This window comes from Nocardioides sp. Z24_21, from assembly GCF_058134345.1.
In genome coordinates, this window is the sequence record NZ_JBYTTH010000001.1 from 197765 (window position 1) to 213676 (window position 15912).

At 72.0% G+C, this 15912-nt stretch carries 16 protein-coding genes; 2 read left to right on the plus strand and 14 right to left on the minus strand.

All coding sequences use genetic code 11. From position 1 onward, the window contains the following. Positions 1 to 24 precede the first annotated feature (24 nt). The 6 genes from AC3X7Z_RS00975 to AC3X7Z_RS01000 form a co-directional block, all read right to left on the minus strand. The gene (locus AC3X7Z_RS00975; RefSeq protein WP_186340953.1) at positions 25 to 876 is read right to left on the minus strand and encodes a GNAT family N-acetyltransferase; all 852 of its coding nucleotides are present in this window, start codon (positions 874 to 876) and stop codon (positions 25 to 27) included. A gap of 56 nt (positions 877 to 932) precedes the next feature. After that, positions 933 to 2093, minus strand: coding sequence for a flavodoxin-dependent (E)-4-hydroxy-3-methylbut-2-enyl-diphosphate synthase (gene ispG / locus AC3X7Z_RS00980; protein ID WP_489974707.1), 1161 nt, complete (start codon positions 2091 to 2093; stop codon positions 933 to 935). Between the two features lie 137 nt (positions 2094 to 2230). Continuing rightward, positions 2231 to 3577 (minus strand): M50 family metallopeptidase, encoded by a 1347-nt coding sequence (locus AC3X7Z_RS00985; RefSeq protein WP_489974708.1) that lies wholly within the window; start codon positions 3575 to 3577, stop codon positions 2231 to 2233. Between the two features lie 29 nt (positions 3578 to 3606). Further along, complete coding sequence (locus AC3X7Z_RS00990) at positions 3607 to 4692, minus strand: 1-deoxy-D-xylulose-5-phosphate reductoisomerase (RefSeq protein WP_186340950.1); 1086 nt, start codon at positions 4690 to 4692, stop codon at positions 3607 to 3609. 38 nt (positions 4693 to 4730) lie between these two features. Then, positions 4731 to 5342, minus strand: coding sequence for a hypothetical protein (locus tag AC3X7Z_RS00995; RefSeq protein WP_186340949.1), 612 nt, complete (start codon positions 5340 to 5342; stop codon positions 4731 to 4733). Positions 5343 to 5344: 2 nt separating this feature from the next. Beyond that, positions 5345 to 6838 (minus strand): M1 family metallopeptidase, encoded by a 1494-nt coding sequence (locus AC3X7Z_RS01000; protein ID WP_489974709.1) that lies wholly within the window; start codon positions 6836 to 6838, stop codon positions 5345 to 5347. A gap of 310 nt (positions 6839 to 7148) precedes the next feature. Between AC3X7Z_RS01000 and AC3X7Z_RS01005 the strand changes: the two genes are divergently transcribed. Then, complete coding sequence (locus AC3X7Z_RS01005; RefSeq protein ID WP_489974710.1) at positions 7149 to 7991, plus strand: serine protein kinase RIO; 843 nt, start codon at positions 7149 to 7151, stop codon at positions 7989 to 7991. 30 nt (positions 7992 to 8021) lie between these two features. Continuing rightward, positions 8022 to 9116: an LOG family protein gene (locus AC3X7Z_RS01010; protein WP_489974711.1), complete on the plus strand. Its 1095-nt coding sequence runs from the start codon at positions 8022 to 8024 to the stop codon at positions 9114 to 9116. Positions 9117 to 9189: 73 nt separating this feature from the next. Here AC3X7Z_RS01010 and rlmN read toward each other — a convergent pair whose 3' ends face one another. The 8 genes from rlmN to rpsB form a co-directional block, all read right to left on the minus strand. Then, complete coding sequence (gene rlmN / locus AC3X7Z_RS01015) at positions 9190 to 10332, minus strand: dual-specificity RNA methyltransferase RlmN (protein ID WP_186340945.1); 1143 nt, start codon at positions 10330 to 10332, stop codon at positions 9190 to 9192. A gap of 57 nt (positions 10333 to 10389) precedes the next feature. Continuing rightward, a complete protein-coding gene (locus AC3X7Z_RS01020; RefSeq protein WP_186341254.1) occupies positions 10390 to 10725 on the minus strand; it encodes a hypothetical protein in 336 nt (111 codons plus the stop codon). Positions 10726 to 10837: 112 nt separating this feature from the next. Continuing rightward, positions 10838 to 11350, minus strand: a complete 513-nt coding sequence (locus AC3X7Z_RS01025; protein WP_489974712.1) for a histidine phosphatase family protein — start codon at positions 11348 to 11350, stop codon at positions 10838 to 10840. Position 11351: 1 nt separating this feature from the next. Beyond that, positions 11352 to 12245 (minus strand): phosphatidate cytidylyltransferase, encoded by an 894-nt coding sequence (locus tag AC3X7Z_RS01030; RefSeq protein ID WP_186340943.1) that lies wholly within the window; start codon positions 12243 to 12245, stop codon positions 11352 to 11354. An 11-nt stretch (positions 12246 to 12256) separates the two neighbouring features. Next, positions 12257 to 12811 (minus strand): ribosome recycling factor, encoded by a 555-nt coding sequence (gene frr / locus AC3X7Z_RS01035; protein ID WP_206054637.1) that lies wholly within the window; start codon positions 12809 to 12811, stop codon positions 12257 to 12259. Between the two features lie 53 nt (positions 12812 to 12864). Further along, complete coding sequence (pyrH, locus tag AC3X7Z_RS01040; protein ID WP_186341253.1) at positions 12865 to 13584, minus strand: UMP kinase; 720 nt, start codon at positions 13582 to 13584, stop codon at positions 12865 to 12867. Between the two features lie 179 nt (positions 13585 to 13763). Next, positions 13764 to 14576, minus strand: a complete 813-nt coding sequence (gene tsf / locus AC3X7Z_RS01045) for a translation elongation factor Ts (protein WP_186340941.1) — start codon at positions 14574 to 14576, stop codon at positions 13764 to 13766. Positions 14577 to 14653: 77 nt separating this feature from the next. Continuing rightward, on the minus strand, positions 14654 to 15697 hold the full coding sequence (rpsB, locus tag AC3X7Z_RS01050; RefSeq protein ID WP_489974713.1) for a 30S ribosomal protein S2: 1044 nt from the start codon (positions 15695 to 15697) through the stop codon (positions 14654 to 14656). Between the last annotated feature and the right edge of the window lie 215 nt (positions 15698 to 15912).

Consider the following 15912-nt stretch of genomic DNA (forward strand, 5'->3'; position numbering starts at 1 on the left):
GGTCTCGTGCGGCGGGCGCCAGCCCTAGAACATCAGCGTGGCGAAGGTCGCCGTCTGCCGGAAGCCCACCCGTGCGTAGGCCGCTCGCGCGGGTGCGTTCCACTCGTTGACGTAGAGCGAGACCACGGGCGCCATGCCGGACCCGAGGACGTGCGCGACGACGGCCGCCATCCCGCTGGTGGCGAGCCCCTGGCCACGGCGGTCCGGGCGGACCCAGACCCCCTGCACCTGGGCTGCGTACGGGGTGAGGCAGGCGACCTCGGCCTTGAACACCACCCCGTCGGCGTCGAAGCTCGCCATCGACCAGCCGCGACCGATGAGCTGCTGGATGCGGGCGCGGTAGAGCTCACCCCCTCCGGTGTCGCTCTCCGGGGAGACGCCGACCTCCTCGGTGTACATCGCCACGCATGCCGGGTAGAGGAGCTCGAGGTCGCGAGGAGTCGTGACCCGCACGCCGGGGTCGGCGGCCACGGCCGGGACCCGGTCGGCCTCGAGGTGCGGCTGGTCGGACCGGATCTCGCGCGGGCGCGCCCAGCGCGGCTCCACGATCTCCCACAGGGCGGCCACCACGTCGGCCGGGCCGACGATCGTGCCGACGGTGCTGCGGCGGCGCAGGGCGACGTCGGCGAACGCACCCACGTCCTCGGGGGTGCACTGCACCGGGACCAGGTTGGCGCCGAGGTGGCACCCCGCGACGAGCTCCCCGTCGTCGAACCGGCCCCAGACCTGGCCCCCCAGCCACCGCTCGTCGAGGTTGGTCAGGCGCGCGCGGTAGTCGGCGAAGACGTTGACGACCGGGTCCTGCTCGGCGAGCGCGATGAACGCGTCCCGGTCGCCCGGGCCCAGCACGCGCACCTGCTCGCGGGTCCTCAGCACGGAGGTGAGCCTAGGGGGATGCGGGCGGGCCGACCAGCGGCCCCCACCCTCGAGCGTCAGGAGACGCTGACGCTGGCCTCGGCGCCCTCGACCGCCTCCATCCCCTCGGCGAGGCGCATGGCCTCCTCGATGAGGGTCTCCACGATCTGCGACTCGGGCACGGTCTTGATGACCTCGCCCTTGACGAAGATCTGGCCCTTGCCGTTGCCGGACGCGACGCCGAGGTCTGCCTCGCGGGCCTCCCCCGGGCCGTTGACGACGCAGCCCATGACGGCGACCCGCAGCGGCACCTCCATCCCGTCGAGCCCCGCGGTGACCTCCTCGGCCAGCTTGTAGACGTCGACCTGGGCGCGCCCGCACGACGGGCACGAGACGATCTCCAGCCGGCGGGGCTTGAGGTTGAGCGACTCGAGGATCTGCAGGCCGACCTTGACCTCCTCGACCGGCGGCGCCGACAGCGAGACCCGGATGGTGTCACCGATGCCCTTGCTCAGCAGGTGGCCGAACGCGACGGCCGACTTGATGGTGCCCTGGAACGCGGGCCCCGCCTCGGTCACGCCGAGGTGGAGCGGCCAGTCGCCGGCCTCGGCGAGCAGCTCGTAGGCGCGCACCATGACGACCGGGTCGTTGTGCTTGACCGAGATCTTGAAGTCGTGGAAGTCGTGCTCCTCGAACAGCCCGGCCTCCCACACGGCCGACTCGACGAGCGCCTCGGGGGTGGCCTTGCCGTACTTCTCGAGCAGCCGCTTGTCGAGCGACCCGGCGTTGACGCCGATGCGGATCGAGGTGCCGCGGTCCTTGGCGGCCCGCGCGATCTCCTTGACCTGGTCGTCGAACTTGCGGATGTTGCCGGGGTTGACCCGCACCGCCGCGCAGCCGGCGTCGATGGCGGCGAAGACGTACTTGGGCTGGAAGTGGATGTCGGCGATGACGGGGATCTGCGAGTGGCGGGCGATCTCGGGCAGCGCGTCGGCGTCGTCCTGGCTGGGGCAGGCCACGCGCACGATGTCACAGCCGGTGGCCGTGAGCTCGGCGATCTGCTGGAGGGTCGCGTTGACGTCGGAGGTCAGCGTCGTGGTCATCGACTGCACCGAGATCGGCGAGTCGCTGCCGACGCCCACCGAGCCCACCTTGATCTGGCGGGTCCTGCGGCGCGGGGCCAAGACGGGGGGCGGGAGGGCGGGCATGCCCAGCGAGACGGATGGGCCGGAGGTCATGGCGCCATCGTACGGGCCGGGCAGGAGGGCACCGCCGCTCGGGCACGCCTCCCGCGCCGGGCCCGGCAGCGGTGCCTCCGGGCAGGATCGCACACCGCCCCCGACCGCGTCCGCCGATCGCGCGACGCGCGGCCCGGTCAGCTCAGGCGCAGGGGGACGACGATGTCGGCGACGATCAGCACGACGCCCATGACCAGCATCGCCAGCCCCACGACGTAGGCGACGGGCAGCAGCTTGGCGACGTCGACGTGCCCGGGGTCGGGCCGCCCGCGAAGCCGGGCGATGCCGCGCTTGAGGCCCTCGTAGAGCGCGCCGGCGATGTGACCACCGTCGAGCGGCAGCAGCGGCACGAAGTTGAACATGCCGATGAAGAAGTTGAAGCTCGCGACCAGGAACAGCAGCGTGACGACCTTCTCGGTCACCGGGAACGCCTCGCTGGACGCCGCCTCGCCGGCGAACCGACCCCCGCCCACGATGGACACCGGGCTCTCCGGGTCGCGCTCCTGCAGGCCGACGACGGCGCGGCCCACCTCGTAGACCTTCACCGGCAGCTGGCCGAGGGCCGTCAGCGTCTCCGCGGCCATCGTCTTCATCTGCGCGGCGGTGTAGACGAGCCCGCCCGTCTCGAAGCGGGTCTCCGGCTGCACGCCGAGGAAGCCGACCTCGGTGAGCGTCTCGTCCTCGACCGACGTCTGGCGCAGCGTGACGGTGGTGTTGGTGGTCAGCGTGAGCTGCTCGTCGCCGCGGCGCACCTCGATGACGGCGTCGCCGTCGGCGTTGGCGCGGATCTGCGCCTGGAGGCTCTCCCAGTCGCGGAACGGGGTGCCGTTGAAGCTCAGGATCTCGTCGCCGGGCTGGATGCCCGCTTCCTTCGCCGGGGTCGGCGGGTCGTCGGCCGTGCAGGCGCGGCCCTGCTCCTCGACCGGGATGACGCACTCGGGCACGGCCGCGACGACCGGCTCGACGACCTCGTCGCGGGGGTTGCCGTAGGTGGCGAACAGCACGGCGAACAGGCCGAACGCGATGGCGATGTTGACCATCGGGCCGCCCGCCATCACGATCACCTTCTTCCACCACGGGAGGCGGTAGAAGAGGCGGTCGGTGTCGTGCTGCTTGACGTACTCCCACTCCGCGGCGCGGGCGTCGGAGATCAGCTGCGTGAACATCCCGGTGTTGGACCGGCGCACCTTGTGGACGGGCTCGCCGTCCTCGTCGTAGGTCGTCTCCTCGACGAGGTGCTCGGCGCCCGGGGGCAGCATCCCGACGATCTTGACGTAGCCGCCGAGCGGGATGGCCTTGATGCCGTACTCGGTGTCACCGATCGTGCGGCTCCACACGGTCGGACCGAAGCCGATGAACCACTGCGGCACCTTGCAGCCGAACTTCTTGGCCGGCACGAGGTGTCCGAACTCATGGAGCCCGATCGAGACCAGGATGGCCACGACGAAGGCGACGACACCCAGGGTGTAGAGCAGGGCGGACATGTGTGAGCGTGATCCTTCGGGAGCAGACGTCAGATGAGGGCCGCGGCCTCGGCTCGCGCCCAGGCGTCGGCGGCGAGCACGTCGTCGACGGTGAGGTGCTCCTTCGATGGTACGTCGTGGCGCTCGAGGACGTGGGCGACCGTGACGACGATCTCGTGGAAGCCCAGCCGACCCTCGTGGAAGGCGTCGACGGCGACCTCGTTGGCGGCGTTGTAGACCGCGGGCGCGGTGCCGCCCAGCTCCCCCGCCGCGCGGGCGAGCGTGACGGCCGGGAAGACGACGTCGTCGAGCGGCTCGAAGCGCCAGTCGGCGGCCCGGGTCCAGTCGATGGGCGCCTCGGCGTCGGGGACCCGGTCGGGCCAGCCCATCCCGAGCGCGATGGGCACCAGCATCGTCGGCAGGCCGAGCTGCGCGACCACGGCGCCGTCGACGAACTCCACCATCGAGTGGATGAGCTGCTGGGGGTGGACCACCACGTCGATGCGGTCGAAGGGGATGTCGAAGAGCAGGTGGGCCTCGATGACCTCGAGGCCCTTGTTGACGAGCGTCGCCGAGTTGGTGGTGATCACCCGGCCCATCGCGAAGTTGGGGTGGGCGAGCGCCTGCTCGGGGGTGACCCCGGCCAGCGCGTCGGCCGACCACCCGCGGAACGGGCCGCCGGACGCGGTGAGGACGAGCCGGCGTACCTCGTCGGCGGAGCCCGCGCGCAGGCTCTGCGCGATGGCGCTGTGCTCGGAGTCGACGGGCACGATCTGGCCGGGTCGCGCGCGCTCCTTGACCAACGGACCGCCGATGATCAGCGACTCCTTGTTGGCCAGGGCGAGCGGGGTGCCGGCGTCGAGCGCCGCCAGGGTGGGCCGAAGCCCCACGGCGCCCGTGATGCCGTTGAGCACCACGTCGCACGTGCGTGAGGCGGCCTCGACCGAGGCCTCCTCCCCGAGCCCGGAGAACTCCGGCGCGAACTCCGCGACCTGCGCCTCGAAGAGCTCGGGGTGCGAGCCGCCGGCCGTCAGGCCGACGACGCGGAACCGGTCGGGGTGGGCGCGCACCAGGTCGAGCGCCTGGGTGCCGATCGAGCCGGTGGAGCCGAGGATCACGATGTCGCGCGCAGTCACCCCCGCAGTGTGTCAGCGTCGCCGTCGGGCGTAGGACGTCAGTCGGCCTCCGGCGCGTCGAACGCCCACACCGTCAGCCCGCCGACCTCCACGAGCGCGGCCCCGGCGGGTGCGGACGAGCCGTGGTCGTCGGAGGCGCCGAGGGCGTCGAGCACGGTGAGGGTGTCGGCACCGTGGCGTGACAGCACCGCGTCGCCGGGCACGTCGGCGCACCCGCCCGGGTCCGTACGCCCGGCGCGCAGCGCGACGTCCCACGGCACGTGCTCGCCGTCGACGGTGAACCCGAGACCGCCGGGCCCGCCGCGGACCACGACCTTGCCGGTGGCGCCGGGCGAGTCGTCGTGCTCCACGACCGCGCCCACCCGGGCGGCTGCCAGCACGACCAGCACGCCGGCCTGCTGTGGCACGGAGCCGAGGACCACCCGGTCGCCCACCCCGACGCCGAAGGCGCGGAGCACGCCCGCGCAGGCGGCGACCTCGCTCAGCATCCACGCGAAGGTCCGGGGGGTGCCGTCGAGGACGACCGCGACGTCGTCGGCGTGGCCGCGGACCACGTGGATGTCGAGGGCGTTGTAGCAGGCGTTGAGGGTGCCGGGATCGTCGCCGGACGGGGCCCGGAACCAGGTGACGGCGGCGGTGTCGCGCGTCATCGTCACCCCAGGCCGTTGTCGGCCGTGCGCGCCGGCTTGGCGGGCGTGCGCAGCCAGGCGTCGAAGAACGCGTTGAGGTCGTGCCCGCTGACGCGGCCCGCCAGCTCCTCGAACTCCTCCGTGGAGCCGTTGCCGCCGCGCTGCTCGCGGGTCCAGGCGCGCACGACGCGCCAGAAGGCCTCGTCGCCGACACGGTTGCGCAGGGCCTGCAGCGTCATCGCGCCGCGACCGTAGACGGCCTGGTCGAAGATCCTCGCCGCCCCCGGGTCGCCGACCGGCACGGTCCAGACGTCGGAGCCGGCCGCGATGCTGTCGTAGTAGCTGCGCAGGATCGCGTCGCCCGACCGGCCGCCGTGGGTCTCGGTCCAGCGCCACTCCATGAAGCTGGCGAAGCCCTCGTTGAGCCAGATGTCGGACCAGCCCTCGACGGCGATGTCGTCGCCGAACCACTGGTGCGCGAGCTCGTGCACGACGAGGGTGGTGTAGCCGGCGCCGACCGCCGGATAGGTCGGCCGGGTCTGGTTCTCCAGCGCGAAGCCGGGGTCGAGCCCGGTGGTGATGCCTCCGACGACGGAGAACGGGTAGGGGCCCAGGTCCTTCTCGAGACCCGCGACCACGGCGGGGGTCCGCTTCATCAGCCGCATGCTCGCGCGCTGCTCGTCCTGGCTCAGCTGCTGGGAGACCGCGACCAGCCACGGCAGGCCGCCGCGCCGGCCCTTGGCGATGGTGAAGTCACCGGCTGCGAAGAAGGCCAGGTAGGGCGCCATCGGCTCGTCGGCCCGCCAGTGCCACTCGGTGGTGCTCCTGCCCACGTCACGCCCGCGCAGCTTCCCGTTGGAGACGACCTCGCGGCCGTTGGGCACGCGGATCCTCACGTCGACGAGGGCCTTGTCGAGCGGGTGGTCGTTGGCCGGGAACCACCACGGCGCCATGTGCGGCTCGTTCATCGTGACGACCTCGCGCTTGCTGGCCAGCCAGTTGCGCTCGCCCGCGTAGGCGTACCTGGCCGGCTTGTCGGCGTAGACCACCACGACGGTGTGCTCGGTGCCGGCGGCCAGTGGCTGGTCGGGGGTGATCCGCAGCTCGTGGCCGCCGTCGGTCCTGGTGAAGAGCGCCTTCCGACCGTCGACGCTGACCGCGGACACCCTGAGGAGGAAGTCGAGCGAGAAGCTCGCAAGGTCCTGCGTCGCCGTCAGCTCGATCGTCGTACGACCCGCCAGCCGCTTGGTGGCCAGGTCGTAGCGGTTGGCGATCTGGTAGCGGCGCACGTCGATGCCGCCGTTGCCGTCGAGCGGCCAGTAGGGGTCGCCGATGCCAGGCGCCCCGTCGACGGGAGCCCCCAGGAGCGCCCCCGCGGGAGCGCCTGCGGGCCCGGCGGGGTTGGCGGGGTCGGCGGCGGGAGGGTCGGCGGTCGCCGCGGCGCCGGTGATCCCCACCGCCAGCACCGCGGCGAGCACGGAGGACAGCAGGGGCCGGGAGAGGGCTCGGATGCTCACCGTCCGAACCTAGCGCGAATCAAATGCGTTGCGGGGGGCTCGCCGCGACCGTCAGCATGGACCCGGTGACGCGCGCCCGCGCGTCCGCCCGCCGCGTGCCCGCTGCACGCCGCGCCCCGTGACGAGAGGAGCCGTGACATGTCCATCGCTGTCCTCGGCCTGCCCGCCGACCACCTCTCGCACCCACGGAGCACCCACGTTGTCGCACCTCCCGTCACACCACACGCCCCACCCCGCGTCTGACCCGACGCCCGACCCGCCCGCCCCCGGTTTCCCCGAGGACTTCCTCCGCGCCGACGACCGTCCGCCGATGGAGGACATCGACGAGTCGTTCGTCTTCGACTACCAGGCCTACGCCGACGAGCTCGGCGAGGGCCAGCGCTGGTCGCGCTGGGAGGACCTCGAGGCCCTGATGAAGGGCCCGGAGCCACGCCCCGACTGGGTCGTGACCTCCAGCGGCGCCATCGACACCGACCTCGGCGTGCTCAAGACCGGCAAGGAGGCCGACGTCTTCCTCATCGAGCGCGCGGACCCCCATCGGCCCGACGAGGCGGTCGTGATGGCCGCCAAGCGCTACCGCGACACCGACCACCGCACGTTCCACCGGGCGGCCTCCTACACCGAGGGCCGGTCGATGAAGCGGTCCCGCGACAACCGTGCCCTCAAGCGCAAGTCCACCTGGGGTCGCCAGGTCGCGGCCGGGGAGTGGGCGGCCTCGGAGTGGAACGCCCTGCGCCGCTGCTGGGAGCTGGGCCTCCCCGTCCCCTATCCGGTGCAGATCGACGAGACCGAGATCGTCATGGAGTGGATCACCCACCGCGTCGACGGCGAGGTCGAGACCGCGCCCCGCGTGGCCCAGGTCCGCCCCGAGCGGGCGCTCGTCGAGAGCTACTACGAGCAGCTGCGCGACGCGCTGACCACCCTCGTCCAGGCCGGTCAGGTCCATGGCGACCTGTCGCCCTACAACACCCTGGCGGCCGGTGACCGGCTCGTGATCATCGACCTGCCGCAGATGGTCGACCTCGTCGGCAACCCGCGCGGCATGGACTTCCTGCTGCGCGACTGCGCCAACATGTGCGCCTGGTTCCGCTCGCGCGGGCTCGAGGCCGACGAGCAGGAGCTGTTCGGTGAGCTGATGGCCCACGCCTTCTGAGGTGCCGCCGGGCACCCTAGGTTGGGGCGCGTGAAGCACACCCACGGACGCGTCGTCGACGTCACGACCCTGGCCGACCTCGACCACAGGCTGGCGGCCGGTGCCCGCTCGCTCTCCGGCTGGCGGCTGCTGGGCCTCGACCTGACCCGGCGCGGCCCGGCCCTGCTGGAGCGCTCGCTCGACCAGGCGCTGTTCCTGGGGTGCGACCTCACCGACGACGACGAGGACGCCGTGCGCCGCGCCGGGGCGGTCGTGCTCCACGAGATCCCCGGGACCCCGGTCGACCCCTACCGCGCGAGCCTCTACTCCCCCGCCGAGCTCTACGACTCACCCCGCTACGCCGCCACCCTCGACGCCCGCGCCTACGCCTGGTCGCGCGGCGACACCAGCGCCGACGACACCCTGGCGATGGCGCTGCACGACCACCACGTCGACGCCGCCCTGGCCGCCTGGGTGGCCGGACGCGACGTGGTCGGCGTGATGGGCGGGCACGCTCTCGAGCGCGGGAGCCCGGCGTACGTCGAGGCGGCGCGCCTCGGGCACGCGCTCGGCGACCACCTCACCGTGGCGACGGGCGGCGGGCCGGGGGCCATGGAGGCGGCCAACCTCGGCGCGTTCGTCCCCGGCGACCTGGCCGGCGCGCTCGCGGCCGTGGCAGCCGTGCCGTCCTTCCGACCCGACGTGGGCGCCTGGGCGCGCACGGCCCTCGACGTCGTCGCCGCCACCGGGACCGGACGCGAGTCGCTCGGCATCCCCACCTGGCACTACGGCCACGAGCCGCCCAACGTGTTCGCCACCTCGATCGCGAAGTTCTTCGCCAACGCTCCCCGCGAGGCCCTGCTGCTCGAGGTGTGCACCGCCGGCATCGTCTTCCTGCCCGGCGCGGCCGGCACCGTGCAGGAGGTCTTCCAGGACGCCTGCGAGAACTACTACGCCGACCTGACCGCGGTCGCCCCGATGGTGCTCGTGGGTCGTCGCCACTGGACCGAGGACCTGCCGGTCTGGCCGTTGCTGCAGGCCCTGGCCGCGGGCCGGGCGATGGAGCCGCACGTCCACCTCGTCGACACCGTCGAGGAGGCCGTCGACGTCGTGCGGGCGGGGGCGGGCCACCGCGCCGGGGGCTGACCGCGCCGGCGCCTGCCACTCCTCGGACTGCTGGCCGACCGCGGGCCGACTGTCGGCCGCTACTCCTTGGCCGCTACTCCTTGGCCGCGAGCTGGCCGCAGGCGCCGTCGATCTCGCGGCCGCGGGTGTCACGCACCGTGGTCGGGATGCCCTTGGCCTCGAGCCGGCGGACGAACTCGCGCTCGTCGGCCGGGTCGGACGCGGTCCACTTCGAGCCCTCGATGGGGTTGAGCGGGATCAGGTTGACGTGCACCCACCCCCAGTCGCCGTAGGAGTTGAGCACGTCGGCGAGCAGGTCGGCCCGGTGGGCCTGGTCGTTGATGCCGCGCATCATGGCGTACTCGATCGAGACGCGGCGCTTGGTCTTCGCGGCGTAGTTCCAGGCCGCCTCGACGGTCTCGGCCACGGAGAAGCGGGTGTTGATCGGGACGAGCTCGTTGCGCAGCTCGTCGTCCGGCGCGTGCAGGCTCAGTGCCAGGGTGACCGGGATGCCCTCGTCGGCGAGCTGGTTGATCCGCGGGACCAGGCCGACGGTGGAGACGGTGATGCCGCGCGCGCTCATGCCGAGCCCGGCGGGCGAGGGGTCCGTGAGGCGTCGTACGGCACCGATGACGGCCTTGTAGTTGGCCAGGGGCTCGCCCATGCCCATGAAGACGACGTTGGAGACGCGGCCGGGACCGCCCGGCACCTCGCCACGTGCCATCGACCGGGCGCCTGCGACGACCTGCTCGACGATCTCGGCGGTCGACATGTTGCGCTGCAGGCCGCCCATGCCGGTGGCGCAGAAGGGGCACGCCATGCCACAGCCGGCCTGGCTGGAGACGCACACCGTGGCGCGGTCGGGGTAGCGCATCAGCACCGACTCGACCAGGGCGCCGTCGAAGAGCCGCCACAGCGTCTTGCGCGTGGTGCCCTTGTCGGCCTCCAGGGTGCGCAGCGGCGTCATCAGGTCGGGCAGCAGCGCCGAGACGAGCTCGTCGCGCTGGCCGGCGGGCAGGTCGGTCATCTCGGCCGGGTCGTCGACGAGGCGGGTGAAGTAGTGGTTGCTGAGCTGCTTGGCGCGGAAGCCGGGCAGGCCCATCTCCTCGAGCAGCGCCTTGCGCCCGGCCTCGTCGAGGTCGGCGAGGTGGCGCGGGGGCTTCTTGCGGCCCCGCGGCTCGTTGAACACGAGGGGCAGGGTCGTGATCGGCTGCTGGTCGGTCGGCGTCTCGGACATCGTGGCGATTGTCCCACCCCGGCGGTCGGCGGCGCGATTCGCAGACCGCTCAGCGGGTCAGGCGTCGACCATGAAGTAGAGCACCAGCGACGCGACGCCGCCGACGACGAGGGCGGTCACCACCATGCCGACGAACATGAACTGGGCGAACCGGCGGGTCTTGCGCTTGACGAGCATCGCGATCGGGAGCGCCAGCGCGAGGAGCACGAACGGGAAGAGCCGCTCGGCGGTCTCGTAGGAGAAGAGCAGCCGGAGGATCGCGGCGAACGCCCCGGGCAGCGCGGTGACGAAGAGCATCCCGGCGAAGAAGCCGGTGATGCCCGCGAACGTCGGGTGGCTGTGGTGCCACCACTCGAAGTGCCGTTCGTGCGACACCTCGTGCTCCTGTTGCATCTCCACGCCGACACCCTAGGCGCTCGGGGGTCCCGCCGTGCACGGGGCGCGCGGGGACGGCGACGTCGGAGGGGCGCGCCGGGGTCAGGATTCGACGGTCAGGGATCGACGGTCAGGGCTCGACGGTCAGGACGTCGGGCATCGCGAGCGACTCCCACCGGCGCAGGTCGGGCGGCCGGCCGGTGAGGGCGGCGACCACGACCGTCCAGGCCGTGCCGTGGCCGACGAGGACGACGTCGTCGGAGCCGTGCACGTCGAGCACCCGCCGCACGGCGGGCACCACCCGCTCGCGGCACGTCGCGAGCGGCTCCCACCCCCCGACGGCCGGCGCGTCGGGGTCCGCGAACGCCCGGCGGACGGCGCCGGCGAAGTCGTCGACCCACTCCCCCGACCGCTCGTGCTCGCGGAGGTCGTCGAGGATCCCGACGTCGCCGTCGGTGAGCAGCTGGGCGGTCTGCACCGCCTTGGGCTCGGGCGAGGCGAACCACGCCGCCGCCGTGGGCAGGCGCCCGGAGGACCGCAGCGCCCACACGTCGTCGTACGACGCCGGGTCGAGGTCCCACTGGGCGGCGGGGACGGAGCGCCGGATCAGCGGGCGACCGTGGCGGACGAGGTGGAGGGTCACGTCAGAACACGAGGTAGTAGAGGACCAGCCAGATCGGGGCCACCGTGGCCAGCAGGGAGTCGAGCCGGTCCATCAGCCCGCCGTGCCCGGGGATGACGTGGCTCATGTCCTTGACGCCGAGGTCGCGCTTGATCACCGACTCGCACAGGTCGCCGAGGGTCGCCATCACCGCGGCGATCACGCCGAGGAGCACGCCGACCCACCAGTCGCCGCCGAGGAACGCCGTCACCAGCCACACGCCCACCGCGACGGTGGCGGTCATCGACCCGGCGAAGCCCTCCCACGACTTCTTCGGCGAGATGACCGGGGCCATCGGGTGCTTGCCGAACAGCACGCCCGCGACGTAGCCGCCGATGTCGGAGGCGACCGTGATCGCGATGAAGGTGATCACGCCGCGCACGCCCGGGTCGTCGACGTCCAGGCCGAAGCCGGGCGCCGTGCCCCCCTGGCCGAGCAGCAGCGCGACGAACGAGGCGAGGAACGGGACGTAGACGAGCGTGAAGACCGACGCGGTGGCGTTCTTGACGTAGCCGTCGACGCCGCGGCGCAGCAGCCACAGCATCACGACCAGCGCCGTGACCGCGGTGGCGGTCACCAGCGCGGGAGCGCCCCAGACGTAGGCCACCACGACCATCACGACGCCGCCGAGCATCAGCGGCTGCTCCGGCATGTCGATGCCCTTGACCGCGAGGCCGCGGTGCAGCTCCCACACCGCGACCACGACGGCGATCGCGACGATGCCCATGAAGGCGGGCTTCCACAGCACCAGCGACAGCAGGACGGCGCCCACCAGCAGCACACCGGACGTGATGGCTGCCTTGAGGTCGCGGCCGGCACGGCCGTGGGCCGGCTGCGGCGGCGGGGCCGGCGCCGCCGGAGGGTCAGGAGTGGTCATCGATGGGGCGCTCAGACCTCGAGCAGCTCGGCTTCCTTGTGCTTGAGCAGCTCGTCGATCTTGTCGGTGTGGGTCTTGGTGAGGGCGTCGAGGCGCTTCTCGGCACCCGTGACGTCGTCCTGGCCGACCTCGCCGTCCTTCTCGAGCTTCTCCAGGGACTGCTTGGCCGTGCGGCGTACGTTGCGCACCGACACGCGCCCGTCCTCGGCCTTGGACCGGGCGAGCTTGATGAACTCCTTGCGACGCTCCTCGGTCAGCTCGGGGAAGACGCAGCGCAGCACCTTGCCGTCGTTGGCCGGGTTGACCCCGAGGTCGGAGTCGCGGATGGCCTTCTCGATGCTGCCCATCGCGCCCATGTCGAAGGGCTGGATCAGGATCGTGCGAGCGTCCTGGGAGGAGAAGCTCGCCAGCTGCTGGAGCGGGGTCTGGGTGCCGTAGTAGTCGGCCGTGATCTTGGCGAACATCGCCGGGTTGGCGCGACCGGCCCGGATCGCGGCGAACTCCTCGCGCGTCGACTCGACCGACTTGCCCATCTTGGCGTCGGCATCGTTCATGACGTCCTTGATCACGGTGTGCTCTCTCTCCTCGTACGTCGTGGTGCGGGTGGGCTCGGGCCCGGTCAGGCCGAGCTGCTCACCAGCGTGCCGATCTTCTCACCCCGCACCGCCCGCACGATCGTGCCGGGCGTGGAGAGGTTGAAGAAGACGATGTCCATCCGGTTGTCGCGGGCCATCGCGATGCCGGTCGCGTCGGCGACCTTGAGGTCGCGGGCGAGGTACTCGTCGTAGGTGAGGCGGTCGAACTTCACCGCCGCGGGGTTGGTCTTGGGGTCGGAGTCGTAGACGCCGTCGACGCCCTGCTTGCCCATCAGGATGACCTCGCACCGCGTCTCCAGCGCCCGCTGGGCGGCGACGGTGTCGGTCGAGAAGAAGGGCATGCCGGCGCCGGCGCCGAAGATCACGACGCGGCCCTTCTCCATGTGGCGGATCGCCCGGCGCGGGATGTAGGGCTCGGCGACCTGGCCCATGGTGATCGCGGTCTGCACGCGCGTCTCGACGCCGTGCTTCTCGATGAGGTCCTGGAGGGCCAGGCAGTTCATCACCGTGCCGAGCATGCCCATGTAGTCGGCGCGGGCCCGCTCCATGCCCCGCTGCTGCAGCTCGGCGCCGCGGAAGAAGTTGCCCCCTCCGACGACGATCGCGATCTGGACGCCCGACTTGGCGACCTCGGCCACCTCGCCCGCGAGGGCGTTGATGACGTCGAGGTTCAACCCCACCTCGCCTCCGCCGAACACTTCACCGGAGAGTTTGAGGAGGACTCGCTTGTACGCCACGTGCATCCCTTCGAGCGCCTGGGTGGTCACCCGAAACCTACCGGACCCGGCGGTGCCCGACGAACCGAGCGGCTCCCGGGGGTGGGGTGGGACACCTCGCGGTCGACCCCGCCTCCCGACGTGCGACGAGGGGCCGTACGCCGGTGGCGTACGACCCCTCGTCGGGTGTCTCGGGTGGGGCTGGCTCAGGCGCCGACCTCGAAGCGGGCGAACCGCTTCACGGTGGTGCCGGCCTCGTCCAGGACGGCCTTGACCGACTTCTTGGACTCGGTGACCGACTCCTGCTCGAGCAGCACGATCTCCTTGAAGAAGCCACCGAGGCGACCCTCGACGATCTTCGCGATCGCCTGCTCGGGCTTGCCCTCGTCGCGGGTCTTCTGCTCGGCGATCGAGCGCTCGGACTCGACGACGTCGGCGGGCACCTCGTCGCGGGTGAGGTACTGGGCACGCATCGCGGCGATCTGCATCGCGGCGGCGCGGGCAGCGGCCTCGTCGCCCTCGAACTCCACCAGCACGCCCACGGCGGGCGGCAGGTCGGCGGCACGCTTGTGCATGTAGGTGACGGTGTTGCCGTCGAAGTAGGCGACGTCGCCCAGCTCGATCTTCTCGCCGATGGTGATGGCGAGGTCCTCGATGACCTCGCCGACGGTCTTGCCGTCGAGCTCGGCGGCCTTGAGGGCCTCGGTGTCGGTGGCCTTGACGGCGTTGGCGACGTCGGCGATCTGCTGGGCCTTGGCGATGAACTCCTCGTTCTTCGCGACGAAGTCGGTCTCGCTCTTGAGCTCGACCAGCGCGTTGCCCGAGGTGGCGACGAGGCCGGCGGCGGTCTCGCGCTCGGCCCCGCGGGCGGCGGCCTTGGCGGCACCCTTGACGCGGAGCAGCTCGACGGCCTTGTCGAAGTCGCCGTCCGTCTCGGTCAGCGCCTTCTTGCAGTCCATCATCCCGGCTTGGGTGAGCTCGCGGAGCTTCTTGACGTCGGCAGCGGTGAAGTTGGCCATGGTCCTTCTTCCTTGCAGTTCGGTGGATGCGGACGCGGCGGCGCGCAGGTCGTGCGCGCCACCGCGATCGGGGACGATCAGGCCGTGGGCTCGTCGGTGGCGGGCTCGGCGTCCTTCACGGCCGCGGCGGTGTCGACCGAGGCGGCCTCGGCCGCAGCGGCGTCGACGTCGGCGTTGACCTCGGCGGCGGCCTCGGCGGCCGGGGCGTCGCTCCCGGCGGCAGGCGCGTCGGTCGCGGCCTCGGCGGCGGCGTCGGCCTGCGGGGCCTCGGCAGCGGCACCGGTGGCCTCGGAGGCCGGGGTCTCGGCGGCGGCGTCACCGGTGGCGGCCGCAGCAGCCTTCTCGGCGTCACCCGCGAGGAGCTCGCGCTCCCACTCGGCGAGGGGCTCCTCGGCACCGACGGCGCCCTCGGCCGTGCCGGACTTGGCGCCCGAGCGGGCGATGAGGCCCTCGGCGACGGCGTCGGCGACCACGCGGGTCAGCAGGCCGACCGCGCGGATGGCGTCGTCGTTGCCCGGGATCGGGAAGTCGACGACGTCGGGGTCGCAGTTGGAGTCGAGGATGCCGATGATCGGGATCCGCAGCTTGCGGGCCTCCTCGACGGCCAGGTGCTCCTTGTTGGTGTCGACGATCCACACGGCCGAAGGAACCTTCGTCATGTCGCGGATGCCGCCGAGCGTCTTGTCGAGCTTGGTGCGCTCCCGCTTCATCTGCAGGAGCTCCTTCTTCGTGCGGTTGGAGCCGGCGACGTCGTCGAAGTCGATCTCGTCGAGCTCCTTGAGACGGTTGATCCGCTGGTGCACGGTCTGGAAGTTGGTGAGCATGCCGCCGAGCCAGCGCTGGTTGACGTAGGGCATCCCGACGCGCGTCGCCTGCTCGGCGATGGCCTCCTGGGCCTGCTTCTTGGTGCCGACGAACATCACGACACCGCCCTTGGCGACGGTCTCCTTGACGAACGCGTAGGACCGGTCGATGTAGGCGAGCGACTGCTGCAGGTCGATGATGTAGATGCCGTTGCGCTCGGTCATGATGAAGCGCTTCATCTTCGGGTTCCAGCGACGGGTCTGGTGACCGAAGTGGACGCCGCTCTCGAGCAGCTGGCGCATGGTGACGACTGCCATGGGTTCTCCTGTGGTGACGGAGGCGCTCGCCGACGTGCCCGACCTTGCGACAGGTCGGACCGGGAGCGGGCTCCTGATGTTTTCAGTTGCTGCGCCCGGCGGGTGCCGGGAGCCCTGACGCTCGCGCGCCGGTCCGATCACGCCGGCGGGACCGGCGCGAACTGAGGACCGACGCCCACGGGCGGTCCGGAACCAGGGATGCATTCCGACGCGGT

Excerpts from the sequence above, each read along its gene's own strand:
- ispG (WP_489974707.1), bottom strand. The coding sequence starts at position 2,093 with ATGACCTCCGGCCCATCCGTCTCGCTGGGCATGCCCGCCCTCCCGCCC.
- AC3X7Z_RS00985 (WP_489974708.1), bottom strand. The coding sequence starts at position 3,577 with ATGTCCGCCCTGCTCTACACCCTGGGTGTCGTCGCCTTCGTCGTGGCC.
- AC3X7Z_RS00995 (WP_186340949.1), bottom strand. The coding sequence starts at position 5,342 with ATGACGCGCGACACCGCCGCCGTCACCTGGTTCCGGGCCCCGTCCGGC.
- AC3X7Z_RS01005 (WP_489974710.1), top strand. The coding sequence starts at position 7,149 with ATGGAGGACATCGACGAGTCGTTCGTCTTCGACTACCAGGCCTACGCC.
- rlmN (WP_186340945.1), bottom strand. The coding sequence starts at position 10,332 with ATGTCCGAGACGCCGACCGACCAGCAGCCGATCACGACCCTGCCCCTC.
- AC3X7Z_RS01020 (WP_186341254.1), bottom strand. The coding sequence starts at position 10,725 with ATGCAACAGGAGCACGAGGTGTCGCACGAACGGCACTTCGAGTGGTGG.
- AC3X7Z_RS01030 (WP_186340943.1), bottom strand. The coding sequence starts at position 12,245 with ATGACCACTCCTGACCCTCCGGCGGCGCCGGCCCCGCCGCCGCAGCCG.
- pyrH (WP_186341253.1), bottom strand. The coding sequence starts at position 13,584 with ATGCACGTGGCGTACAAGCGAGTCCTCCTCAAACTCTCCGGTGAAGTG.
- tsf (WP_186340941.1), bottom strand. The coding sequence starts at position 14,576 with ATGGCCAACTTCACCGCTGCCGACGTCAAGAAGCTCCGCGAGCTCACC.
- rpsB (WP_489974713.1), bottom strand. The coding sequence starts at position 15,697 with ATGGCAGTCGTCACCATGCGCCAGCTGCTCGAGAGCGGCGTCCACTTC.